This is a genomic window from Mesorhizobium sp. WSM1497, from assembly GCF_001672455.2.
Taxonomy (GTDB): domain Bacteria; phylum Pseudomonadota; class Alphaproteobacteria; order Rhizobiales; family Rhizobiaceae; genus Mesorhizobium; species Mesorhizobium ciceri.
On sequence record NZ_CP021070.1, the window covers coordinates 2,162,903 to 2,185,189 of the forward strand.

22 protein-coding genes are annotated in these 22,287 nt (G+C 63.3%); 19 read left to right on the forward strand and 3 right to left on the reverse strand.

Going from position 1 to position 22,287, the window contains the following annotated elements:
* The first annotated feature begins 1 nt into the window (after position 1).
* Complete coding sequence (locus tag A9K65_RS10505) at positions 2-682, forward strand: thermonuclease family protein (protein WP_245322027.1); 681 nt, start codon at positions 2-4, stop codon at positions 680-682.
* A 151-nt stretch (positions 683-833) separates the two neighbouring features.
* Positions 834-1,586, forward strand: a complete 753-nt coding sequence (locus tag A9K65_RS10510) for a GGDEF domain-containing protein (protein ID WP_013529854.1) — start codon at positions 834-836, stop codon at positions 1,584-1,586.
* Between the two features lie 47 nt (positions 1,587-1,633).
* Here A9K65_RS10510 and A9K65_RS10515 read toward each other — a convergent pair whose 3' ends face one another.
* Both A9K65_RS10515 and A9K65_RS10520 read right to left on the reverse strand, forming a co-directional pair.
* On the reverse strand, positions 1,634-3,163 hold the full coding sequence (locus A9K65_RS10515; RefSeq protein ID WP_064995474.1) for a GMC family oxidoreductase N-terminal domain-containing protein: 1,530 nt from the start codon (positions 3,161-3,163) through the stop codon (positions 1,634-1,636).
* 60 nt (positions 3,164-3,223) lie between these two features.
* Positions 3,224-3,901 carry an FCD domain-containing protein gene (locus A9K65_RS10520; protein WP_013529856.1) on the reverse strand — a complete coding sequence of 226 codons (678 nt, stop codon included), beginning with the start codon at positions 3,899-3,901 and terminating at the stop codon, positions 3,224-3,226.
* A 203-nt stretch (positions 3,902-4,104) separates the two neighbouring features.
* On the opposite strand from A9K65_RS10520, the gene A9K65_RS10525 reads away from it, so the two are divergent.
* The 9 genes from A9K65_RS10525 (at position 4,105) to A9K65_RS10565 (ending at position 13,203) form a co-directional block, all read left to right on the forward strand.
* Positions 4,105-5,733, forward strand: coding sequence for a choline dehydrogenase (locus A9K65_RS10525; protein ID WP_024505128.1), 1,629 nt, complete (start codon positions 4,105-4,107; stop codon positions 5,731-5,733).
* Between the two features lie 290 nt (positions 5,734-6,023).
* On the forward strand, positions 6,024-7,175 hold the full coding sequence (locus A9K65_RS10530) for a cupin domain-containing protein (protein WP_024505127.1): 1,152 nt from the start codon (positions 6,024-6,026) through the stop codon (positions 7,173-7,175).
* A 55-nt stretch (positions 7,176-7,230) separates the two neighbouring features.
* On the forward strand, positions 7,231-8,388 hold the full coding sequence (locus tag A9K65_RS10535) for a hypothetical protein (RefSeq protein ID WP_013529859.1): 1,158 nt from the start codon (positions 7,231-7,233) through the stop codon (positions 8,386-8,388).
* A gap of 6 nt (positions 8,389-8,394) precedes the next feature.
* Complete coding sequence (locus A9K65_RS10540) at positions 8,395-8,805, forward strand: RidA family protein (RefSeq protein WP_013529860.1); 411 nt, start codon at positions 8,395-8,397, stop codon at positions 8,803-8,805.
* A 26-nt stretch (positions 8,806-8,831) separates the two neighbouring features.
* Positions 8,832-9,452, forward strand: a complete 621-nt coding sequence (locus A9K65_RS10545; RefSeq protein WP_013529861.1) for a glutathione S-transferase family protein — start codon at positions 8,832-8,834, stop codon at positions 9,450-9,452.
* A complete protein-coding gene (fhmpcd1, locus tag A9K65_RS10550) occupies positions 9,452-10,381 on the forward strand; it encodes a 5-formyl-3-hydroxy-2-methylpyridine 4-carboxylate 5-dehydrogenase (protein WP_027163704.1) in 930 nt (309 codons plus the stop codon). The genes A9K65_RS10545 and fhmpcd1 overlap by 1 nt, the downstream gene beginning before the upstream one ends.
* A 130-nt stretch (positions 10,382-10,511) precedes the next feature.
* A complete protein-coding gene (locus A9K65_RS10555; protein ID WP_013529863.1) occupies positions 10,512-11,342 on the forward strand; it encodes an ABC transporter ATP-binding protein in 831 nt (276 codons plus the stop codon).
* A complete protein-coding gene (locus A9K65_RS10560) occupies positions 11,339-12,154 on the forward strand; it encodes an ABC transporter permease (RefSeq protein WP_027163703.1) in 816 nt (271 codons plus the stop codon). The genes A9K65_RS10555 and A9K65_RS10560 overlap by 4 nt, the downstream gene beginning before the upstream one ends.
* 38 nt (positions 12,155-12,192) lie before the next feature.
* Complete coding sequence (locus A9K65_RS10565) at positions 12,193-13,203, forward strand: ABC transporter substrate-binding protein (RefSeq protein ID WP_024505123.1); 1,011 nt, start codon at positions 12,193-12,195, stop codon at positions 13,201-13,203.
* Positions 13,204-13,241: 38 nt separating this feature from the next.
* Here the strand turns inward: A9K65_RS10565 and A9K65_RS10570 are convergent, their stop codons facing one another.
* The gene (locus tag A9K65_RS10570) at positions 13,242-13,667 is read right to left on the reverse strand and encodes a hypothetical protein (protein WP_013529866.1); all 426 of its coding nucleotides are present in this window, start codon (positions 13,665-13,667) and stop codon (positions 13,242-13,244) included.
* A 100-nt stretch (positions 13,668-13,767) separates the two neighbouring features.
* Here A9K65_RS10570 and A9K65_RS10575 point away from each other — a divergent pair, with 100 nt between their 5' ends.
* The 8 genes from A9K65_RS10575 (at position 13,768) to A9K65_RS10610 (ending at position 22,273) form a co-directional block, all read left to right on the forward strand.
* Positions 13,768-14,796: a BMP family protein gene (locus A9K65_RS10575; protein ID WP_013529867.1), complete on the forward strand. Its 1,029-nt coding sequence runs from the start codon at positions 13,768-13,770 to the stop codon at positions 14,794-14,796.
* 76 nt (positions 14,797-14,872) lie between these two features.
* Positions 14,873-16,441, forward strand: a complete 1,569-nt coding sequence (locus tag A9K65_RS10580; protein WP_027163702.1) for an ABC transporter ATP-binding protein — start codon at positions 14,873-14,875, stop codon at positions 16,439-16,441.
* On the forward strand, positions 16,438-17,535 hold the full coding sequence (locus A9K65_RS10585) for an ABC transporter permease (RefSeq protein WP_013529869.1): 1,098 nt from the start codon (positions 16,438-16,440) through the stop codon (positions 17,533-17,535). The genes A9K65_RS10580 and A9K65_RS10585 overlap by 4 nt, the downstream gene beginning before the upstream one ends.
* A gap of 3 nt (positions 17,536-17,538) precedes the next feature.
* Positions 17,539-18,474, forward strand: coding sequence for an ABC transporter permease (locus A9K65_RS10590; protein ID WP_027039488.1), 936 nt, complete (start codon positions 17,539-17,541; stop codon positions 18,472-18,474).
* Positions 18,475-18,521: 47 nt separating this feature from the next.
* Positions 18,522-19,328, forward strand: coding sequence for a 4-pyridoxolactonase (locus A9K65_RS10595; RefSeq protein ID WP_064995305.1), 807 nt, complete (start codon positions 18,522-18,524; stop codon positions 19,326-19,328).
* Positions 19,329-19,353: 25 nt separating this feature from the next.
* Positions 19,354-20,532 (forward strand): alanine--glyoxylate aminotransferase family protein, encoded by a 1,179-nt coding sequence (locus tag A9K65_RS10600; RefSeq protein WP_064995306.1) that lies wholly within the window; start codon positions 19,354-19,356, stop codon positions 20,530-20,532.
* A 33-nt stretch (positions 20,533-20,565) separates the two neighbouring features.
* Positions 20,566-21,312, forward strand: a complete 747-nt coding sequence (locus A9K65_RS10605) for an SDR family NAD(P)-dependent oxidoreductase (protein ID WP_064995307.1) — start codon at positions 20,566-20,568, stop codon at positions 21,310-21,312.
* Between the two features lie 124 nt (positions 21,313-21,436).
* Entirely contained in the window at positions 21,437-22,273 is an 837-nt protein-coding gene (locus A9K65_RS10610) for a sulfite exporter TauE/SafE family protein (RefSeq protein WP_027163700.1), read from the forward strand.
* Positions 22,274-22,287: the final 14 nt, after the last annotated feature.

Genomic DNA, 22,287 nt, shown 5'->3' on the forward strand with positions numbered 1-22,287 from the left:
CTTGGCGATCGCACTTGGAAGCCTCCTGCTCCTGGCCGGGATACTGCTGATCATTCAGGGCGGGGCGTTGCTTTCGGTCGATCGGCCTGTCCGTGCCCGGTCGCGGGATGTTGACGATACGCAGCCTATCCGGCCGGTTGCCCGGGGTGCCGGCGCACAACGCCTGGAGCCGGCGCGCAAGGTTGCTCAAGACCTGATCGCTCCACCACGGCTTGATCCCGCTGAGATCGAACGGACCGAGCCCCGTCCGCCGCTCAGCGAGCTCGGTCTCGCCGTGCCCCCGAAAACGCCGATGCCCAGGGATTGGCGGGAGGTCTTGCTCTACCGCCCGGTTGCCACATCATCGGCGATGTTCGAAGCCATGGGCCGCAAGGTGGTCATCAGCGGAGTGCGAGGCATCGATCTCGACAGCTCCTGCTCGTTTCATGACGTCACCTGGCCTTGCGGCGTGCGCGCCCGCGCCGTTTTCAATTCCTGGCTGAGGGGACGCGCGCTGCACTGTTTCGTACCGCCGGACGTCGAGCGTTTTGCCGTCGCCGCACCGTGCAGGCTGGGCAAGCAGGATGTTGGCGCCTGGCTTGTCTCCAACGGCTGGGCCACGGCGCTGCCGAGCGGCATCTACGGCAAGGCGGAGGCGACAGCCAGAAACGCCGGGATGGGCATGTTCGGCCCGGCACAATAGGCTGTCATTCAATCCCTGATGTTTTGTTTGTTAACCGCCACGGGCGCAGCCTTGATGGGGTCATCGCGCAATCGATTAAATTGCAATGTTCCTTGAAACTGAAATTGCAACACACCGGCCTTATACAAGCCCATCCACAGGAGATCGGCCAGTGACAAAGACTATGGCGAGCACCACCGACCAGGCATGGAAAGGCGTCGCTTTGCTGACCTTTCTGGGAACCACTGCAATCCTGGGCGTTTCCGTCGGTCTCAATTATCTGCTTCTGTTCTCGGAGGCGCTGACGCCATTTGGGCGCAGCATGGTCACGGCAATCCTGTTGCCTGTTGTTCTTGGTGTTCCGCTTTTTCTGTTCGTTGGATTGAAACAGATCGAGCTTCGTCGCTATCGCCGGGAACTCGACAAGTCGGCAACCTTCGACACCACGACCGGCTGCCTGAACGGAGCGGTCTTCACGTCGATGGTCGAAAAAAGAACCGCAAGGCCGTCGGTGCCGGGGCCGAAATCCGGCGCCTTCCTGGTCATCCATTCGGAGCATCTGCGGTCCATCAACCTGCGCTTTGGTCTTGAATGGGGCGATCAAGCCTTGCGGCTCATAGCCTCAACCATACAATCGTCAGTGCGCGCGGAGGATCTGGTTGGACGCATGGGGACGTCGATGTTCGGGGTCTTCCTCGCCGGCGCGACCGAAGCAGAAGCCAGGGAAATCGGCGAGCGTATCAGGGCGCGCATCGCACAAGTCTATTTCGCGCCAAAAGGCACCGAGGATGCCTTGACGGTCAAGGTCGGCGGCGTGGTGTTCGAGAACCAGGTGGAGTTCGCGGACATGTTCCGGTCCGCCGAGCAGCGCATGGCCGGCGTCCAGGACGGAGCGGCGTTTGAGCTGACGCATCTCCATAGCTGATAGTCGCCGGGAACCGGAGCCAGGGGAATTGTCGGACGCGGACGCCCTCACGCTGCCGGCGGGGTAACCCGTGAAGACGTCGCCCAGGTTTCGGCGATGGCGACGATCGCCGCGTTGATCGGTCCGCTCGGGATCGCCGGCATCACCGAGGCGTCGACGACAAAGGCATTGTCGAAGCCGTTCAGCCGCAAGTCGGGATCGACGATGGCCTCGGTGTCAAGACCCATCCGGCAGGTGCCGGCCGGATGATGATGGGTGGAAGCAGCCCTGGCGATGAAAGCATCGAGTTCGGCATCGGACCGAACCGGTGCGCCTGGCAGGATCTCCGTATCGCGCCATTCGTCCAGGGCCTCATGATGGCCGACCATGCGCGCCCGCTTCAACGCCATCCTGAATGTCGCGCGATCGTGTTCGGTTTCCAGATAATGCGGATCGATGACCGGCGCATCGTTGCGGCCCGGCCCGCTCGGTGTGATGCGCCCGCGACTTGTCGGATGAGTGACGCCGCAAAGGATGGTAAAGGCCGAGCCATAAAGCGGGGCATTCAGGCCCTCGGCCGCCGACGGAGCGACGACGCAGGCGAGCACGATATCGGGACTTCCCATGGAGCGGGTCGGGTCGTCGCTGTGCAGATACATCAGCGATTCGGAGTGCTGCAGGCGGGAAGGCGGCACCGGCTTTTTGGTGCTGTAGACATTTCCAAGAGCCAGCAGATGATCCTGCAGGTTGCGGCCCACCTCGCTGCGATCGGCAAGGCAGCGTATGTCAGCCTGCTTCAGCGTATCCGGGCAACCAATGCCCGACCGCATGAGGATGAGCGGCGTGGACACGGCGCCGGCGCAAAGGACAATCCGGTCGGCACAGAGCGTTCTGGTCTGGCCCTCGCAGACCACGCTCACGCCCGTGACCCTGTGGCCGTCCAGAACCAGATGCTCGACCTCGTGGCCGGTGAGCAAGGTCAGGTTCGGCCGCGCCATGACCCGCGGCGGCAGATAGGCGTCGGCGACGCTCAGGCGCTTGCCGTCGCGTATGTTGAGTGAATTGGGGCTGGTGCCGACCAGCTCGCCGCTGTTGTGGTCGCTCAGGGCGGGGGCCCCCATGGATCGCCCGGCGGCGATGTAGGCACGCACGACCGGACTGACCTCGGCGTCCGGCAGATAGACGTCCAGCGGGCCGCTCTTGCCGCGTGTTGGCCCGTCGAAGGCGGTGAAGGCTTCGCTGCGGATGAAGCCCGGCAACAACCCCCGATAGGACCAGCGCTCGCCGCCGGCTTGCACCCAGGGTTCGAAATCATCGGGGTGGCCGCGCACATAGGCCATTGCATGCAGGCAGCTCGAGCCGCCGACGATTTTGCCGCGCGGCCATTCATGGACGCGGTTGGCGGTGAAGGGCTGGGGCACGGTCCGGTAGCTCCAGTCGTAGGCGCGGCCCTGGAGCATCGTCCATTTCAGCGGGTCGGCGATGTCGGGATCGGCCGGCATCGTCCCGGCTTCGATGAGGCCGACCTGGCACGACCGGTCTTCACTGAGACGGCTGGCAACAACCGAGCCAGCGGATCCCGCGCCGATGACCAGCATGTCGAAATGACGTTTCAATTTGAAATTCCCTGCACAGGCTCGATGTCAGAGATGATGCGATCACGCGGCAAAGGCGCCGGCATTCGACCGTTCCATGATCTGTCTCTGCACCGACAGAAGGTGCGCGCGCATTGCGGCCTCTGCCGCTTCGGGGTCGCGCTGCGAGATCGCTTCGGCGATCAGGCGATGCTCGCCGTCGCGGTGGGCGATCCGCTTGGGGCAGGTGGGTGCCGCGGTGCGCGCAACCTTCACTCGCGCATCGACACCGACCTGGCGCAGCATCTTGTAGAATTCCGCGGCGAGATGGTTGCGGGCCGCGGCAACGATCGCGAGATGGAAAGCGAAATCGACCTCACCCGACGGGGCGTTCTCCGGCGTGGTTGCCGCGTCGAGGATCCGCGCCGTCTCGAAAGAGGAGGCGCGCAGCGACGCCAGTCGGGCAAGGCCCGGCTCCATAATCAGGCGCAATTCCAGGACCTCGATCGGATTGGTTACCCTGACCAGTTCCTCGCCATATCTTGGAAGGGCGGTCGGCGCCCGCCTGGCTCGCGCCGGTTTGAGGTCGCCCGAAAGGCGCAGCACTTCAAGCGCCTTGCGAAGCTGATGGCGCTTGACGCTCAGATGTTCCGCAAGATCGCGCTCGGACGGAAGCTTGCCGCCGCCCTGCTGCAACTGGCGGACCGCGGCGATGATGTCGTCGAGATCAGATGGTCCGACCTGCGGCTCGAATGCGCTCAAAACCAAATCTCCTGTCCGATCGGCAGACCGCCGACTCAACGTCCCGACATCATATTGTGACACGAAAACCTGTTCGACGGCACTCAACCAATTCAACCAATCTACAACTGTACGCAATGGTTGACAACACCAGTTGCGCGATGGTTGACTGCCCATGTCGACGGTTGCCATCGCGGCAGACGTCTTTCTCCCGAGGATCACGCATGCCGGCTGGCGAAACCTTTGACTACGTCATTGTCGGTGCGGGATCGGCCGGCTGCGTGCTGGCGAACCGGCTGAGCGAAGACCCTGCCGTGTCGGTGCTTTTGTTGGAGGCGGGGGATTGGGACCGCGATCCGATGATCCACATCCCGCTCGGCTGGGGCAAGATACTGACGGAGCGCCGCCACGACTGGATGTATTTCTGCGAGCCCGAGGCCAATGTCGGCGGCCGCAAGGTCGAATGCGCGCGCGGCAAGGTCATCGGCGGCTCTTCCTCCACCAACGCCATGGCTTATGTGCGCGGCAATCGCGGCGACTACGATCGCTGGGCGGCAAGCGGCCTGACGGACTGGTCGTTCGACAAGGTGCTGCCCTACTTCAAGAAGCAGGAGCGCTGGGAAGCGGGCGAAAGCCGGTACCGTGGCGGCGGCGGGCCGCTGAACACCCAGTTCTGCCGCTACAAGGACGAACTGATCGATGCCTTCGCCACAGCCAGCCGTGATGCCGGATACCCGCAGACCGATGACTATAACGGCGCCATACAGGAAGGCTTCGGCCGGCTGCAGATGACAATTGCCAACGGCCGCCGCTGCTCGACCGCAACCGCCTATCTGCGGCCCGCCATGCGGCGCGGCAATGTCAAGGTGCTGACCGGCGCGATGGCGACGAAGATCCTGCTCAGGGATGGCCGCGCAGCCGGCATTGCCTACACCAGAGGCGGGGCGAGCCATGAAGTTCTGGCGCGGCGCGAAGTTCTGCTTGCCGGCGGCGTCATCAACACGCCGCAGCTGATGATGCTGTCAGGCATAGGCGACAGCGGCGAGCTGGCGGCGCATGGCATCGAGACGAAGGTCGATCGTGCGCAAGTCGGCAAGAATCTGCAGGACCACGTTTCGGTTATCGTGATGTATCGGCGCAAACAGCCTGGACCGTTTCTCAAGATGATGCGGGCCGATCGTATCGGGCTGGATTTCGTCAAGACTTATCTCACCGGAAAGGGCTTTTCGGGAGATGTGCCTGGCGGCGTCGTGGCATTCCTGAAGAGCGACGCAAGCCGGCCGTTGCCGGACGTACAGCTGCTTTTCACCGCCGCGCCGCTTGGGGCATGGCCTTACATGTCGCCGTTCAAGGCGCCGTTCGCCGACGGCTTTGCGACCCGTATCGTTGCGGTGCAGCCGGAGAGCCGCGGCAGCGTCAAGCTGGCGTCGAGCGATCCGGTCGCCGCGCCCCTGATCCATCAGAATTTCCTGTCCTCGCAGCGCGACTGGCAGTCGCTTCGCGCCGGCTTTCGTGTTGCGCGCAACCTTGCCAGCCAGCCGTCCATGACCCCGTTCGTCGGCGCGGAGTTCTTCCCCGGCCCGAAATGCGAGAGCGACGAAGAGATCGACGAGCATATCCGCAAAACCTCGATCACCGTGCATCATCCGGCCGGCACGTGCCGCATGGGCGTCGATGCGGCATCGGTGGTCGATCCGGAATTGCGGGTGCGCGGCATTGCCGGGCTTCGTGTCGTGGACGCCTCGGTCATGCCAGACCTCGTCTGCGGCAACATCAATGCGGCGGTCATCATGATCGCCGAAAAGGCCGCGGATCTGATCGGCAGCCGCGCTCGACAGAGCGTGGCGGCCTGATAAGGCGGCCGGAATGCAACCAAAGTCTTTTGGTTGAGACTGAAAAACTGCGTTGGTTGGACTGTCATGCGCGTCAGCATGGCCGTGACGAAGCGGTTTCACGCCCTGATTGTGAGCTGAATTTCGTGCATTTCTAGGCTATTCCTGCCTATTTCTGGGCATTTGCCTCTCAAAAATGCACCTCAACCAAAAACTTATAAAATTCGCAATTTGGGTATTGTCGAGCAAAACCAATGCGAATACGGTTGAGTTGGTTAGAAGTATTTTCTTCGTGACGAGAGGTGTCCGATATGTCCCTGGCGCAACCAGCTAACGATGTGCTCACCAACAAGAAGGCGGCACTCAAGGGCCTCTATGACGCCCTCTACGCAAAGAACATGTTTCCGTTCTGGGCGACGTCGGAAGGCGTCGACCATGACGAGATCAAGCAGTTGATGGCGACGTCGAAAGCCGTTCCCTTCGTGTGGTCCTATTCGGACATCGAGCCCCTGCTCCAGCGCGCCGCCGAACTGGTGACCATGGACGACAGCGAGCGCCGTTCGCTGATCCTCGTCAATCCCGGTCTTGCACCCAAGCGTGCATCGGTCAGCACCATGTACACCGCCTACCGCTTGAACGATCCCGACGAGATCATGCCGCCGCACAAGCACTCGCCGAGCGCCATCCGCTTCGGCCTGACGGGCAAGGGCAATTTCACCGGCGTCGAGGGCGAAGACGTGGTCTTCGGCCCGGGCGACATGGTGCTGACGCCCAACGACGCCTGGCACAATCATGGCACCGTTGGCGGCGAGCAGGCGGTCAACCTGTCGGTGCTCGACCTGCCGCTGGTCGAAACGCTGCATGCCGTCCATTTCGATCACAAATACACCGAGATGGTCGACGGCAAGGAAGTCGAGAAGAAGGTGCAGACCGCCCGCTATCCCAGCGACTACTCACAGCGCATCTATGGCGAAGGTGGCCTGATGCCGCGTTTCGTCGACCACAAGCGCGGCGGCGGCCTGTCGTCGCCGATGTATGTCTATCGCTGGGAGAAGATGGAAGCGGTTCTCGACGCCCACAAGGATTGGGATGGCGACCCCCATGAAGGCATCGTCATCGACTATGTCGATCCGACGACCGGCGGACCCGTCTTCCACACCATCAATTTCTACGTGCAGATGCTGCGCCCCGGCGAGAAGACCTTGCCGCAGCGCGAGACCGCCAGCCTGCTCTTGGCGCCGTTCCGCGGCAACGGCCATTCGATCATCGACGGCAAACGCTATGACTGGAACCAGTTCGACACCATCGCCATACCCGGCGGTTCCTGGGTCGAGCATGTCAACGGCTCGTCGAGCGAGCCGGTGATCTTCTTCGGCGCCACCGATGCGCCGACGCAAAAGGCGCTGCTCCTCTACAAGCGCTGGGGCCGCAACCAGGCCGGCGATCTGCTCCGTCTCGTCTAGTTCCGGTCCTCCGGCAGGCAATGTCCGCGCCGCCATTGGCGGCGTGGACATCGAAATGGAATTTCAGCAGCAAGGGCGTATGCATTTGGTTTCGGCGTTCAACACAAAGCAGATCGGCCATGTCGACTGCCCAGGCGGCGGTCAGGTCTGGGTCGACGGCAACATCCTCTATATCGGCCACATGCGGCCGCCGAGCGGCACGACGCTGGTCGACATTTCCGACCCGCGCAATCCGCGCAAAATTACGACGATCGATGTCCCGCCCGGTTGGCACTCACACAAGGTGCGCGCCAAGGACGGACTGATGATCATCAACCACGAGCGCTTTGGCGACGCCGGCCCGGCTGATTTCGGCGGCGGACTGGCGCTCTACGACACCACCAAGCCGGCACAGCCGAAGCTCATCTCGAAATGGATAACCGGCGGCAAGGGCGTCCACCGCTACGATTTCGACGGCCGTTACGCCTACATATCGCCGACCGCCGACGGTTATGTCGGCAATATCGTGATGATCCTCGACCTGATCGATCCCGCGAAGCCGGTCGAGGTCGGACGCTGGTGGATACCGGGCCAGTGGACCGGGGGCGGCGAAGAGTATCCTTGGCACGACTATGTCACGCCGCGCTGTCACCATCCGCTGCGAATGGGCGACAGGCTCTATGTCAGCTACTGGCATCATGGCCTGTTCATCCTCGACATTTCGGACATCACCAAGCCGAAGCTGGTCTCGCACGTCAATTCGAGCCCGAGCTTTCCGCATCCCACGCACACCTGCCTGCCGATTCCACAGCCGCTCAAAGGCCGCAACATCATGGTGGTGGCGGACGAGGATGTCGCCAAGCTTCGGCCATCGCCGCCGGCCTTCACCTGGATTTACGATATCACCGACGAGACCAACCCGTTGCCGATCTCGACCTTCCAGGTGCCGGGCCTCGACACGGACGGTTCACCGCAGCCGCAGATGACCGGCTGCCATCAGCCTTCCGAGCGGTTCAATGGCACCGTCATTCCGTTTGCGTGGTTCGCGCAGGGGCTGCGCCTCGTCGACATCGCCGATCCGTTCGCGCCAAAGGAAGTCGGTCATTTCATGCCCGACGCGCCGGAGGGCGCGGAGCGTTCCTCGTCCAACGACGTGACCATCGACGACCGCGGCATCGTCTACCTGATCGACCGCATCCGTGGCGTCGACATCATCGAAACCAGCGTTCTCTAGGGGGATATGTTGAGCGACAGCACGCGAAAATCCGCCAGCCACTACGCCATCGGCAACAAGAACCCGAACCTGCCGTTTCATCCGGCGGTGCGTGCCGGCGATTTCATCTTCGTCTCGGGCCAGGTGCCGAAAGACGAGAACAACAACATGATCAGCGGCACGATCGAAGAAGAGACGCTGGCGACGCTGAAGACCATCGCGCGCGTCATCGCGCATGAAGGCGCGACGCTGTCGGATGTCGTGCGGATCACCACCTATCTCGAGGATACGCGCGATTTCGGCCGCTACAACAAGGCCTTCCTCGAAGGGATCGGCGACGCCGTTCTGGCGCGCACGACCGTCGAGGCAAAAGCGGTCATCAACACCAAGATCGAAATGGACGCCATCGTCTACAAGCCGCTGCCGGCGAGCAAGTAGGCCCTGGACACTAGCGAGGAGAAGACATGTACAAGCTGTTAGGCCGCCAGACATCAGGCAACGTCCAGAAGGTGCTCTTCATGCTCGAAGAGTTGGGAGCGTCCTACAAGCGCGAGGATTATGGCCGCCAGTTCGAGAACACGCAGACGGCGGAATACAAGGCGCTCAACCCGACCTCCAAGGTGCCGACGCTGGTCGACGGCGACACCGTGATCTGGGAGTCCAACACCATCCTGCGCTATCTCGCGGCATTCGGCGGCGAACAGTTGAATGGCGCCACGCCGGCGGAAAAGACCGAGGTCGAGCGCTGGATGGACTTCCTGCTGGCGGCAGTCAATCCGGGCTACCTGGCGGCCTTCAAGGGCGCCAAGCTCACGCCCGAGGAACAGACCGCCGAATACAAGGAACAAGTGAAGGACCTTGTCGCGCAGCTCAAGATCGTCGACGGCCACCTGGCCGGCAAGGACTTCCTGGCGCTCGGCAAGCTGACCCTTGCCGACATTGCCTGCGCGCCGATCCTGAAGCGCTGCGTCGACTTCAAGATCGACCGGCCGTCAATGCCCAATCTGGAGCGCTGGGTGGCCGCGATCGCCGCTCGGCCGGCCTTCAAGGCGGCAACCACTGCTGCTCCCGCAAAGGCCGCATGATGATCAAGCGCGCCGCTCTCATCGGACTGGGAACGATGGGTCCAGGCATCGCCGCGCGGCTTTCGCGCGGCGGGCTCGATGTGACGGCGTATGACGTTTCGCCAGGGGCAATCGAGCGCGCCCGCGGCATGCTCGATCTTGCCGGCGGCGTGCTCGACCGTCTCGACATCGAGGCGCCCGGGACTGGTGCCGGCAAAGTGCGTTTCGTCGAGACGATCGCCGAGGCCGTCGATGGCGCCGAACTGGTGATCGAGAACGTGCCCGAGAATATCGACATCAAGGCGCAGACCTATCGTGACATCGATCCGCTGATCGGCCCGTCCGTCATCGTCGCGTCCGACACGTCGGGCATCCCGATCACCAAGCTGCAGGCGCATATCTCGCATCCCGAGCGGATGGTCGGCATGCACTGGTCGAACCCGCCGCACATCATCCCGATGATCGAGGTGATCGGCGGCGAGAAGACCGCGCCTGAAACCGTGGCTGCTATCCGCGATCTCATCCGCTCGATCGGCCTGCTGCCGGTGGTGGTGAAGAAGGACGTTCCAGGCTTCGTCGAGAACCGCGTGCTCTATGCGCTGCTGCGCGAGGCGGTCGATCTTGTCGAGCGCGGCGTCATCGAGCCGGAAGACCTGGACACCTGCGTGTCGTGGGGCATCGGCTACAAGATCGCCGTCATCGGCCCGATGGCGCTGCTCGATATGGCGGGGCTGGATATCTACAAATCCGTCTCGTCCTTCCTGAACGCCGATCTCTCCAACCGCGACGATGTCGCGCCGATGGTGCTGGAGAAGGCGGCTGCGTCGAAATTCGGCATCAAGTCGGGCGAGGGCATGTTTGCCTACACGCCCGAGCAGACAAAGGCGCTGCAAGGTGAACGGGCGCGCAAGCTCGTCGCGGTGCGGCGCATCCTGGAAGGCCGGGAGTAGCCAATGTCACATGGTGCGCACAGGGCCAGCCGGTTTGAGGAGTTCCACCGGTCGGCTGTTTGTGTGAAGGGCGCCTTCGCCATCAAGATGGTGCGGGTGCGGCAGAAAACAGCGCGCGGGGCGACAAGCCATGCGCATTGAAACCATCCGAGCCGCCGGCGACAGGCCGGCCCATATCCGCCATGACGATCTAATCTCCGCCAAGGGCGTTTCGGTGGTCATGGCCCGTCAGCTGATCCTCAGGAACATCGATCTTTCGGTGCCAAAGGGATCATTCGTTTCCCTTATCGGTCCTTCCGGATGTGGCAAGAGCACCTTGCTCAAGGTGCTGGCCGGGCTGGTGCAGCCTACCCAGGGCAGCGTTTCGATCGCCGGGCTCGCGCCGGTCGAGGCGGCGCGCAAGCGGATGATCGGCCTCGTCTTCCAGGACGCCAACCTGCTCCCCTGGAAAAACGCCGTCGACAATGCCTCGATGCTGCTCGGCATCGCCGACAAGTCGCTCTCGCGCTCGGATCTGCGGGCGCGCGGGCAGGAGATGCTGGAACTGGTGGGGCTGGGCGACAGCGCCCACAAGCGGCCAAACGAGCTGTCGGGCGGCATGCGGCAGCGGGTCGCCATTGCACGGGCCCTGGCGCTCGATCCGGCGGTCCTGCTGATGGACGAACCGTTCGGCGCGCTCGATGCCATCACCCGCGATTCGATGGGCCAGTCGCTGCTGGAGATCTGGCAGCGGACCGGCAAGACGATCGTGCTCGTCACCCATTCCATCGACGAGGCCATCCATCTGTCGCGCCATGTTCACGTGCTGGGGATCAAGCCGGGACGGATCACCGAGAGCCTCGACATTGCGCTGCCTTACCCGCGCGACCTGTCGGTCACCGAAGATCCGGAGTTCGTCAGGCTGGTGGTCCAGTTGCGAACGATGCTGCGCTCCAGCCATCAACCGGGAGGCGCATCTTGAGCGACCAACCCATATTCGACCTTTCCGAGCCGCGCCTCGCCTCCAGCTGGAGTGCGGCGACCGGCAGCTGGCTGCCGGCTGTCATCCTCCTGCTGGTGACGATCGTGCTGTGGGAAGCCGCGGTGCGGATCTTTGCCATATCCGCCTTCATCATTCCCGCCCCGTCCGAGATCGCGAAGTCGCTGGTGGCGCAATGGGGCACGCTGATGCAGGCGACGCTGGTGACGGCGGGCGAGATACTGTTCGGCTTCCTGGTCTCGGTCGTGGTCGGCATTGCCATTGCGCTGGTCATCGTGCGCTTCGATTGGTTGGGACGCGCGCTGTATCCACTGGTGGTGCTGTTCCAGAACGTGCCGAAAGTCGCGCTCGCGCCGATCTTCATCCTCTGGTTCGGCTATGGGCTGGCGCCCAAAATCGGCCTGATCCTGGTCATCGCCTTCTTCCCGGTGACGCTGTCGATGCTGGCGGGCATGCAATCGGTCGACCGCTCGCTGCTGTCGCTGATGAATTCCGTCGGGGCCAGCCCGACGCAGATTCTGTTCAGGATCCGCGTTCCGCACTCGCTGCCGAACCTGATGGCCGGAACCAAGATCGCCGCCACGTTGAGCGTGATCGGCGCCATCGTCGGTGAGTTCGCCGGGGCGTCGGACGGTCTCGGCTACGTCATCCAGTTCGCGTCGACCCAGCTCGACACGGCGCTGGTCTTCGCAGCGCTGCTGCTCGTTTCCGTGCTTGGCATCGCCTTCTACTACGCCGCCGAAATCCTAGAACGCATCGTGGTGCCGTGGGCGCCGAAATTCAGCCAATCCTAGGCCCGCTCGATCAACCAATTCATAAAAGGGAACAAAAAATGCTGAGACGCTCACTTATCAAGGCCGCTACCTTCGCGGCGTTTGTTGCAGCACTCGGTTTTTCCAACGCGGCTCTGGCGGCGGACAAGGTCAACGTCCAGCTCGACTGGGTCGTGCGCGGCAATCACGCCATGTTCTTCGTCGGCAAGGAAAAGGGCTTCTTCGCCAAGAACGACATCGATGTGGCCGAGATCCGCAAGGGATCCGGCTCGCCGGACGCGATGCGGCTGGTGGGCAATGAGAACGCGGATTTCGGGTTCGGCGATCTTCCCACGCTTGCCGTCGCACGGTCGCAGAATGTCCCGGTCGTGGCGCTGGCAGCCGTCAATCAGCACTCGCCGCTGGGGATCATTTCGCTGGCCAAGACGCTGAAGCTCACCAAGCCGTCCGACCTCAAGGGACTGACCATCGGCATTCATCCGGCCGGTTCCACCTACATCTTCTTCAAAGGCTTCCTGGCCGCCAACGGCCTGACCGAAAAGGACATGACGCTGAACAGCGTCTCGCCTCCCTATGAAAGCTATTTGCTGCTTGGCCGGGTTCAGACGGTCGTCGGCTATATCGATGCGGAGGTTCCCGAACTGGAAGCGAAGGCCGGGGGTCCCGGCTCGCTCAGCATCATGATGGGGGCGGACTATGGGTGGAAAGCCTATGGCTCCGGCCTGTTCACCTCGCAGGCGATGATCAAGGACAAGCCGGACGTCGTGCGCCGCTTCGTCAAGGCATATAGGGAGGCCTTCGACTATGTCGTGGCTCATCCGGAAGAGGCCGCCGAGATCACGGCCAAGGCAGCGCCCGGCTATGCGGACAAGAAGGACGTACTGCTGGCGCAGATCAACGCCGACATCGCCTCGACGTTCACCAGCCCCGACACCAAGGAACACGGTCTCGGCTGGATGACGAAGACGCAGTGGGAGGAGACCTTGAAGACGCTGACGGACCAGGGCGTGCTCAAGGCGGCTCTGTCGGCGGACGACGTCTTCACCGACGCGTTCCTGGCGAAAGAATAAGAGGCTCGCGATGTTCGAACGGACGCGGCAATGAGCGCCTACCGGCAGACCAGGCTGTCCTGCGCCATGGCGCAGGACACATCACGCTCGCCTTTCGCCGCATCGGTGCGGTCGAGCGTGATCTGCACGCGGGTGGCATATGCTCGGCTCGCCAGACCGCACCACAGCCGCTCGACGGGCAGGTTCTCGCGCTTGCCGTTGAGGATCGTGAACGTGCCGGTCTTCGCATCGAACCAGAGCTCGACGCGGGTCTTCTTGCCCGGCTCGATCGTTGCGATCCCGGCCGAATACCAGTGGGCGAAGTCGGCGTTGCAGGAGAGGCCTTCGCTGCCCGCATTCGAAATCGTCAACGGAACCATGTCGAGCCCGTCAGTGCCGGTGCGGACGGCGACATGGTGCAACTCAACCGCGTTGGCGAAGGACGATAACGCCAGCATCACCGGAAGGGCATAACGGATCTTCACTTTGCCTGAGCTCCACAATGTAATTTTTCCTAGGCAGTCTATCTCGCTTTCGCGCAATAACAATAAGAATATTGATTGGTGAAACAACAGAGAGGGTAAAATGTTAAAGCTTCTTAAGAGCAGTGTAAGTGCAGTTATATTGACCAGTGTCTTGTTGAGCGGCGCGCTTGCCGGCGAGGTCAAGTCGATCGCCATCCTGACGCCCGAAGAAGGCACGGACTACGGCTGGAACCAGCAAGGCATCGATGCCGCCAAGGCGGCTGGCAAGGCCGCCGGCGTCGAAGTGGTCGTGGCCCAGGGCCTCGGCTATGGCGATGTTCGCCCGACCTTGCGGGAACTTGCCTCCGACGGCGCCAGCCTGCTGATCGCGCATGCCAGCGGCTACAACACCTCGGCGCCTGAAATCGCCAAGGAATTGAAAGTTCCGGTGGCAATCGTCGACACGCCAGCCGGCCTGGAGAAGGGCCTTGTCGCCGACTATACGCTGAGCGGCCACGAGGGCGCCTATCTCGCCGGCCGTCTCGCCGCCAAGGTGTCGCGTTCCAAGTCGGTCGGCATCGTGGTGTCGGGCGAACCGCCATCGTGGAATTCGCAGTCGGCGGCGTTCGCGCAAGGCGTGAAGGCGGAGAACCCGGACGTCAAGATCACCTACGCGGTGATCGGCCCGGCCGCCTACAGCGATGCGGCCGGCGGCAAGCGCGTCACCGAAAGCGTGATCGCGTCGGGCGCCGACATCATCTTCGGCCAAGGCAACGGTTCGAGCTTCGGCATGCTGCAGGCGGTCGAGACGACCAAGGCAGCCGATGGCGGCAAGGTCTATTTCATCGACGTCATCGGCGACAAGTCACCGATCGACAAGGGCTTCCTGCTGTCGTCGGTGGTGTGGAACATCGAGCCGGTCTATGCGGCGATGATTGCCGACCTGAAGGCCGACACGTTCGGCACCAAACACTATACGATCGGCCTCAAGGACGACTCGGTCAAGTTGCTGAAGACCGCTGCGATCCCGGACAATGTCTGGACGGAAATCCAGGCGCTGCGCGAGGACGTCATTTCCGGCAAGATCAAGGTCGAGCCGGTCTATGACGCGGCCGCCGTAAGGGCACTGATGACCAGCGTCGCCCAGTAAGGCGATCATGGTCGGCTGCCGGAGGGGTGATCCGTTCACCCCTCCGGACGATTCCTGTTTTTTGGTGCTGGGCTTCATGAGCGGTTTTTCTTCATCGTCCGTTGCCGGGCGCGACATTGTCGCGCTTGAAGGCGTGACCAAACGGTTCCCCGGCATCGTTGCCAATGACAGCGTCGACCTGTCGATCCGCCCGGGCGAAGTGCATGTGCTGCTGGGCGAGAACGGCGCTGGAAAATCGACATTGATCGGCATGTTGTCCGGCCTGCAGCAGCCTGACGAAGGACGCATACTGGTCGACGGCAAACCGACGCCGATCACCTCGCCACGCCATGCGCTGGCACTCGGCATAGGCACCGTATTCCAGCACATGATGCTGGTGCCGACGCTGACGGTGGCGGAGAACCTCCTGCTTGGCGGGCCGTGGTGGCAGCGCCCCAGGACCGAGGAACTGGCGGCGCGCGTCGCCGAGATCACCGGCACGCTCGGCATCACCGTCAAGCTTCAAGCCAAGGTATCGGAGTTGTCGCTCGGCGAGCAGCAGCAGGTCGAGATCCTGCGCGCGATGCTGCGCAACAGCCGGCTGCTCATCCTTGACGAGTCCACCTCCATGCTGACGCCGAAAGGTATCGACGAACTGGGCGCGCTGATGCGCCGCCTTGTCGAGCAGGGCCTTGCGATCGTCTTCATCACCCACAAGCTCAAGGAGGCGGCTGCCTTCGGCGACCGCATCTCGGTGCTGAAGCTTGGCCGCAAGGTCGGCGAGATTCCACCCGAGCGGTTTCGCACGCTGGGCGAACAGGAGATCGTCTCGGAGATCGTGGAATTGATGTTCGGCAAGCAGAAGGATGACCCGGAAGCCGTCGAGCGTCCGGTCCGCACTGCCCGCGCCGGCGCTGACCCGCTGCTTCAGGTGACGGACCTGGCGGTAGCGGCGACGGACAATGCGCCGGGCCTGTCGTCGATCTCCTTCGACATCCGCCCGGGCGAGATCCTCGGCATAGCCGGCATCGACGGCAACGGCCAGAAGCAGCTGGCGGAAGCGCTGGCCGGCCAGCGTACAGCCACAAGCGGCTCGGTGCGGCTGGACGGCGCCGCCATCGAGACGCTGAGCGTCGGCGAGCGCCGCCGGCGCGGCCTTCGCTACCTGACCGACGACCGACTGGGCGAGGGCACTGTCGGCACCTTCCCGGTCTCGATCAATTTCTTCCTCAAGCAGGTCGGCGCGGCCCCGTTCTGGCGCAACGGCGTCGAGCAGCGCGCGGAGATCGACAAGCGCGCCGCGCAGCTCGTGCGCGAATACGACGTGCGCACGCCGAGCCTGAAGACGCCCGTCGCGCGGCTGTCCGGCGGCAACATCCAGAAGGTGCTTCTGGCAAGGGAACTGGCTGAAGGCGCCAAGGTGGTGATCTTCAACAAGCCGACCTATGGGCTCGATCTCGCCAACACATTGGCGTCGCGCCAGCGCATTCGCGATACGGCGGCGCGTGGCCTTGCCGTGCTGCTGATCTCCACCGACCTCGAGGAATTGCTTGGCATGTGCGACCGCATCGCCGTCATCGCCGACGGCGCTTTGGTCGGCACCGTCGAGAACGTAGACGACGCCCGCACAAAGGTCGGTCGCCTGATGATCGGACTTGCCGCATGAGCATCGACACCGCACCCACGGTCAGCGCCACCGCACTCGATGCCACGAGCGGGGCAGCGACGCGCCGCGACATCCTGCATCGGCTGCTGATGACGCTCGGCCCGATCCTTATCGCGCTGGTCATAGCCGGCTGTATCCTGCTTGCCGTCGGCGTCGACCCGCTGGCCTATTATGGCTTCGTGCTGGAGAAGGGACTGTTCTCGCCGCTCGGCATCCAGCAGACACTGACGCGCATGGCGCCGCTGCTGTTTCTCGCCGCCGGCCTCATCGTCGCCTTTCGCGCCGGCATGTGGAATCTGGGCGGCGACGGCCAGTTCCTGCTTGGCGCGGTGACGGCGGCTGCCAGCGCTCCCGTGTTCGTGCAGATCATGCCAGCCTGGCTGGCGCTGGTCTGCTCGTTCCTCATCGCCATGGTGGTGGCGATGATCTGGTCGCTGGTGCCGGCGCTGCTGCGTGCCTATCAGGGCGTCAACGAGATCATCACCACCCTGATGATGACGTTCCTCGGCACCTCGCTCGCCAATGTGCTGGTCAAGCTGGCGTTTCGCGACCCAAGCACGACCGTGCCGCAGACCCGTACGCTGCCGGTGGAGGACCGGCTGCCGCGCCTGTTCGAAACGACCATCACCAGTGGCCTGCTGCTTGGGCTGGCGGCGATCGTCATCGTGCATCTGGTAATGACGCGCACGGCGTTCGGGCTGAAGCTGAGGATCGTCGGCGCCAATCCACGAGCGGCGGTTCACTCGGGGCTCGGCGTTCCCGGCCTGACCGTCGCCGTCTTCGCCATTTCGGCCGGGCTGGCCGGGCTTGCCGGCGCCGTCGACATCATCGGCGTCCAGGGCAATGTCCGCGCAGACTGGAATCCCGCCTACGGGCTTGCCGTAATACCCGCCGTGTTTCTCGCCCGTATGAACGGCTTTGCGGCCATCGGCTTCGTATTCCTGCTTTCGGTGCTTTCGATCGGCGGCGAGAGCGCGGCGCGCCGGCTCGGTGTGCCCAATCATTTCACGCTGGTGCTGGTTTCCATCGTGCTGATCGTGCTCGCGCTCGCCGAATATTTCGATCACCGATACAACCAGTCGCGGAGGGCCTAGGGCATGACCGGGCTCTTCAGCGAGGTCTTTCTCAGCGCGCTGCTGTTCGGCGCCGTCACCGCAGCGATCCCGCTGCTGCTTGCCGGGCTCGGCGAGCAGATCTCCGAGAAGGCTGGCGTGCTCAATATCGGCATCGAAGGCATGATGCTGGCCGGCGCCTATCTCGGCTTTGTCGGCGCTTTCTATTCCGGGTCGCTGTGGCTGGGCTTTCTCACCGGCGCCGCCGGGGGTGCTGCGGTGGCGCTTGTCATGGCGCTGCTTTGCGTGCGCATCGGGCTCAATCAGATCGTCATCGGCATCGCGCTGACCTTGGGGCTGGAAGGCCTGACGGCGCTGCTCCACCATTTCCAGTTCTCGCGCAGCTATCCGCGCCTGCCCGCGGCGGATGCGACTGTCATTCCGCTGCTTTCGGACATCCCGGTCATCGGGCCTGCATTCTTCAAGCATCATCTGATCGTCTATCTGGCGGTCGCACTGGTTTTCGGCATGGGCTACATCTACCGGCGCACGCAGCTGGGCCTCAATTTGCAGGCGGCAGGCGACAAGCCGGCCGCGCTCGATGTCGCCGGCATCGATGTCGTGCGGACCCGCACCATCGCCGTGCTGACGACCGGAGCGCTGGCCGGGCTCGGGGGCGCGTATCTCGCCAATGTCGGGGCCGGCCTGTTCATTCCGTTCATCACCAATGGCGCGGGCTTTCTCGGCATCGTGCTGGCCATGCTGGCGCGCGGTCGCCCGATCTGGGTGCTGTTCGGCGCGTTGCTGTTCGGTGTCTGCCTTTCGCTGACGACGGCCATGCAAGTGGCCGGCATCAACATACCGACCGACATCATCCAGATGCTGCCGTTCCTGGCGGTGATGATCATGCTGGTGCTGTTCGGCCGGCGCGCCAGCCTGCCGGCGGCGCTCGGCATTCCATATGAGCGCGGCGCGCGCTGAGGACAATTCATGCGCGGACGGGACCCGCGCCAATAAAGGAGGCAAGAATGTCGGATACCAAGGTCTACCTGCTCGACGGCGGCTCGCTCGTTCTCGACGGCTATCATGTGTTCTGGAACCGCGGCCCTGGCGGCGAAGTGCGCTTCCCGGTCTATTCGATCCTGATCGAACATGCCGAGGGCCGGTTCCTCATCGACACCGGCTACGACTACGATCACGTGATGAAGGTGCTGCCGTTCGAAAAGCCGATCCAGGAAAAGCACCAGACCATTCCCGGTGCGCTGGCGCTGCTCGGCCTCGAGCCGAAGGACATCGACGTCGTCGTCAATTCGCATTTCCACTTCGATCATTGCGGCGGCAACAAGTATTTTCCGCACGCCAAGAAGATCTGCCACCGGACCGAGGTGCCGCAGGCGTGCAATCCCGAACCTTTCGAGCATCTCGGCTATTCCGATCTGAGTTTTTCGGCGGAGGCTGCCGAAGCGCGTGGCGCGACCGGGCAATTGCTTGCGGGAACGACACGGGCGAATTCGACCTTTGAAGGCATCGATGGTGACGTCGAGCTTGCCAGGGGCGTCCGGCTGATCTCGACGCCCGGCCATTCGATCGGCCATTACAGCCTGCTGGTCGAGTTCCCCAAGCGCAAGCCGATCATGTTCACGATCGATGCGGCCTATACGCAGAAGAGCCTCGAGACGCTGTGCCAGGCGGCCTTCCACATCGATCCGGTGGCGGGCGTCAATTCGATGCGCAAGGTGAAGAAACTCGCCGAAGACCATGACGCCGAGCTGATGTACTCGCACGACATGGACAACTTCAAGACCTACAAGACCGGCACGCAATTCTACGGCTGACCGCCGCCAATCCGGAGACAAGACGATGCGCTATCTCGAACACGCCGATCCGGTCATCACCCTGACCGCGGGACCGGTGAACGCCTATGCCGAAGTGCTGCGCGGTCTCGGCCGCACGGTGCTCTACGACTACGACCCGGCGTTCCAGCTTTTCTATGAGGGTGTGGTCGACAAGGCGCAAAAGGCGATGCGGCTGTCGAACAAGCCGGTCATCCTGCATGGCGAGCCGGTGCTTGGCCTGGAGGCCGCCGCGGCCTCGCTGATCACGCCGGACGATGTCGTGCTCAACCTTGCCTCCGGCGTTTACGGCAAGGGGTTCGGCTATTGGGCGAAGCGCTATTCGCCACATCTGCTCGAGATCGAGGTGCCCTACAACGAGGCGATCGATCCGCAGGCGGTCGAGACAATGCTGAAGAAGCATCCGGAAATCACCATCGTGTCGGTCTGCCACCATGACACGCCGTCCGGCACCATCAATCCGATCGACGCCATCGGTGCGCTGGTTTCAGCGCATGGCGGCTATCTCATCGTCGATGCCGTCTCGTCCTTTGGCGGCATGAAGACGCATCCGCAGGATTGCAAGGCCGATATCTATGTCACCGGCCCGAACAAATGCCTGGGGGCGCCTCCCGGATTGACGATGATGGGCGTCAGCGAGCGGGCCTGGGCCAAGATGAAGGGCAACGAGGCAGCCCCCCGCGCGTCGATGCTGAGCATCGTCGACTGGGAGCATGCGTGGTCGCGGGAAAAGCCGTTTCCGTTCACGCCGTCGGTCTCGGAGATCAACGGGCTCGATGTCGCGCTCGACCTCTACCTCGATGAGGGACCGGAGGCGGTGTGGGCGCGCCACGCGCTCACCGCCAAGGCCATGCGCGCCGGCGTCACCGCGATGGGCCTGTCGATCTGGGCCGCCAGCGACAGCATCGCGTCGCCGACCACGACCGCTGTCCGCACGCCCGAAGGTGTCGACGAGAAGGCGCTTCGCCAGGCTGCCCGTGCCCGCTACGGGGTGGTGTTTTCGTCTGGCCGCGGCGAGACCTTGGGCAAGCTGACGCGCATCGGCCATATGGGTCCGACCGCCCAGCCGATCTATGCGATCGCGGCGCTGACGGCACTTGGCGGCGCCATGAACGCGGCCGGCCAGAAACTGGCGATCGGCAGGGGTATCGACGCGGCGCTGGCCGTGATCGACGCCGACGCCTGAACAGATATCACCACGGATTGAGGGAGCATTTTCATGACTGAACGGCTTGCGGGGAAGACGGCCCTGGTTACGGGCGCTGCGCAGGGTATCGGCAAGGCGATCGCCGCGCGGCTCGCCGCCGACGGGGCAATCGTCATCGTCAGCGACATCAATGCCGAAGGCGCCAACGCGGCGGCCGCGGCAATAGGCGGAAGGGCGAGGGCGATTGCCGCCGACATTTCCGATCCGGCCTCCGTCAAGGCACTCTTCGCCGAAATCCAGACCCTGACCGGGGGCATCGACATCCTGGTCAACAATGCCAGCATCGTGCCGTTCGTCGCCTGGGACGATGTCGACCTCGACCATTGGCGCAAGATTATCGACGTCAATTTGACAGGCACCTTCATCGTCAGCCGCGCCGGCACGGACCAGATGCGTGCGGCAGGCAAAGCTGGGCGGGTGATCAGCATCGCATCCAACACCTTCTTTGCCGGCACGCCGAACATGGCGGCCTATGTCGCGGCCAAGGGTGGCGTCATCGGCTTCACCAGGGCGCTCGCCACCGAACTCGGCAAATACAACATCACCGCTAATGCGGTGACGCCCGGCCTGATCGAGAGCGACGGCGTCAAGGCGAGCCCGCACAATGAGGCGTTCGGCTTCGTCGAGATGCTTCAGGCGATGAAAGGCAAGGGGCAGCCGGAACATATCGCCGATGTGGTCTCGTTCCTGGCCTCCGACGATGCGCGCTGGATCACCGGCCAGACGCTCAATGTCGACGCCGGGATGGTGCGCCACTAAAGCATTCCGCACCCCAAACCCCTGTACGCTTTCGGGCGATCTGCACCCAGGTCGCGACGGGCGGACAGGCGCGGCCAAAAATGTATCCGCAAGGCCGCAGTCGGCCAATCAAGGAAAAATCACAGTGGACTTCGGATTCGACACGTCGGTTTTCGACGGGCTGACGATTGCAATGCTGGTCGCCGGTCTGGCCATGACCGGAATGGCCTCCGGCGTGCTCGCCGGTCTGCTGGGGGTCGGCGGCGGCATCGTCATCGTCCCGGTGCTGTTCTGGGTGCTTAGCCTGTTCCACTTTTCGCCTGCTGTGATCAGCCATCTGGCTGTCGCGACGTCGCTTGCGGTCATCATCCCCACCTCGATCTCGTCAATGCGGTCGCACAACAGGCGCGGCAATGTCGATCGGCCTCTGCTCACTCTGTGGGGACCGGCCGTTTTCGTGAGTGCCCTGATCGGTGGCATCACGTCGAAGTTCATCCCGGGCGCCGGCTTGCGGCTGGTTTTCGGCGTCGTCGGCCTGCTGGTGGCCCTCAACATGGCGTTGCCGAAGCACCTCGTGATCTCCGATCACCTGCCGCAAAGCGGCTGGATCAACCGCGCGATCGCCTCTGTCATCGGCTTTGTCTCTTCGCTCATGGGAATCGGTGGCGGCACGCTCTCGGTGCCGACGCTTTCCAGCTTTTCCTTTCCTGTGCACCGGGCCGTCGGCACATCGTCGGCGCTTGGCCTGCTTATTGCGCTTCCGGCAGTGGCTGGCTTCATCTGGTCGGGTCTCGCAATCGCAGGCAGGCCTCCGCTCAGCCTGGGTTACGTCAGCCTGCCGGCGGTTGCCATCATAGCGCCCGTGAGCTTCCTCTTCGCACCCTTGGGCGCAAGGCTCGCCCACGCGCTCAACCCGCGCTACCTGAAACTTGCCTTTGCATTCTTCCTGGCGATCACGGCCGGGCGAATGCTGCTGTCTTGAATTTCGCTGGGCGG

What these genes read in the sequence shown, in the direction of transcription:
- A9K65_RS10600 (WP_064995306.1), top strand. Translation starts at nt 19,354, where the DNA reads ATGCGCTATCTCGAACACGCCGATCCGGTCATCACCCTGACCGCGGGA.
- fhmpcd1 (WP_027163704.1), top strand. Translation starts at nt 9,452, where the DNA reads ATGATCAAGCGCGCCGCTCTCATCGGACTGGGAACGATGGGTCCAGGC.
- A9K65_RS10565 (WP_024505123.1), top strand. Translation starts at nt 12,193, where the DNA reads ATGCTGAGACGCTCACTTATCAAGGCCGCTACCTTCGCGGCGTTTGTT.
- A9K65_RS10540 (WP_013529860.1), top strand. Translation starts at nt 8,395, where the DNA reads ATGTTGAGCGACAGCACGCGAAAATCCGCCAGCCACTACGCCATCGGC.
- A9K65_RS10545 (WP_013529861.1), top strand. Translation starts at nt 8,832, where the DNA reads ATGTACAAGCTGTTAGGCCGCCAGACATCAGGCAACGTCCAGAAGGTG.
- A9K65_RS10535 (WP_013529859.1), top strand. Translation starts at nt 7,231, where the DNA reads ATGGAATTTCAGCAGCAAGGGCGTATGCATTTGGTTTCGGCGTTCAAC.
- A9K65_RS10515 (WP_064995474.1), bottom strand. Translation starts at nt 3,163, where the DNA reads ATGCTGGTCATCGGCGCGGGATCCGCTGGCTCGGTTGTTGCCAGCCGT.
- A9K65_RS10525 (WP_024505128.1), top strand. Translation starts at nt 4,105, where the DNA reads ATGCCGGCTGGCGAAACCTTTGACTACGTCATTGTCGGTGCGGGATCG.
- A9K65_RS10530 (WP_024505127.1), top strand. Translation starts at nt 6,024, where the DNA reads ATGTCCCTGGCGCAACCAGCTAACGATGTGCTCACCAACAAGAAGGCG.
- A9K65_RS10585 (WP_013529869.1), top strand. Translation starts at nt 16,438, where the DNA reads ATGAGCATCGACACCGCACCCACGGTCAGCGCCACCGCACTCGATGCC.
- A9K65_RS10555 (WP_013529863.1), top strand. Translation starts at nt 10,512, where the DNA reads ATGCGCATTGAAACCATCCGAGCCGCCGGCGACAGGCCGGCCCATATC.
- A9K65_RS10580 (WP_027163702.1), top strand. Translation starts at nt 14,873, where the DNA reads ATGAGCGGTTTTTCTTCATCGTCCGTTGCCGGGCGCGACATTGTCGCG.
- A9K65_RS10605 (WP_064995307.1), top strand. Translation starts at nt 20,566, where the DNA reads ATGACTGAACGGCTTGCGGGGAAGACGGCCCTGGTTACGGGCGCTGCG.
- A9K65_RS10590 (WP_027039488.1), top strand. Translation starts at nt 17,539, where the DNA reads ATGACCGGGCTCTTCAGCGAGGTCTTTCTCAGCGCGCTGCTGTTCGGC.
- A9K65_RS10595 (WP_064995305.1), top strand. Translation starts at nt 18,522, where the DNA reads ATGTCGGATACCAAGGTCTACCTGCTCGACGGCGGCTCGCTCGTTCTC.
- A9K65_RS10575 (WP_013529867.1), top strand. Translation starts at nt 13,768, where the DNA reads ATGTTAAAGCTTCTTAAGAGCAGTGTAAGTGCAGTTATATTGACCAGT.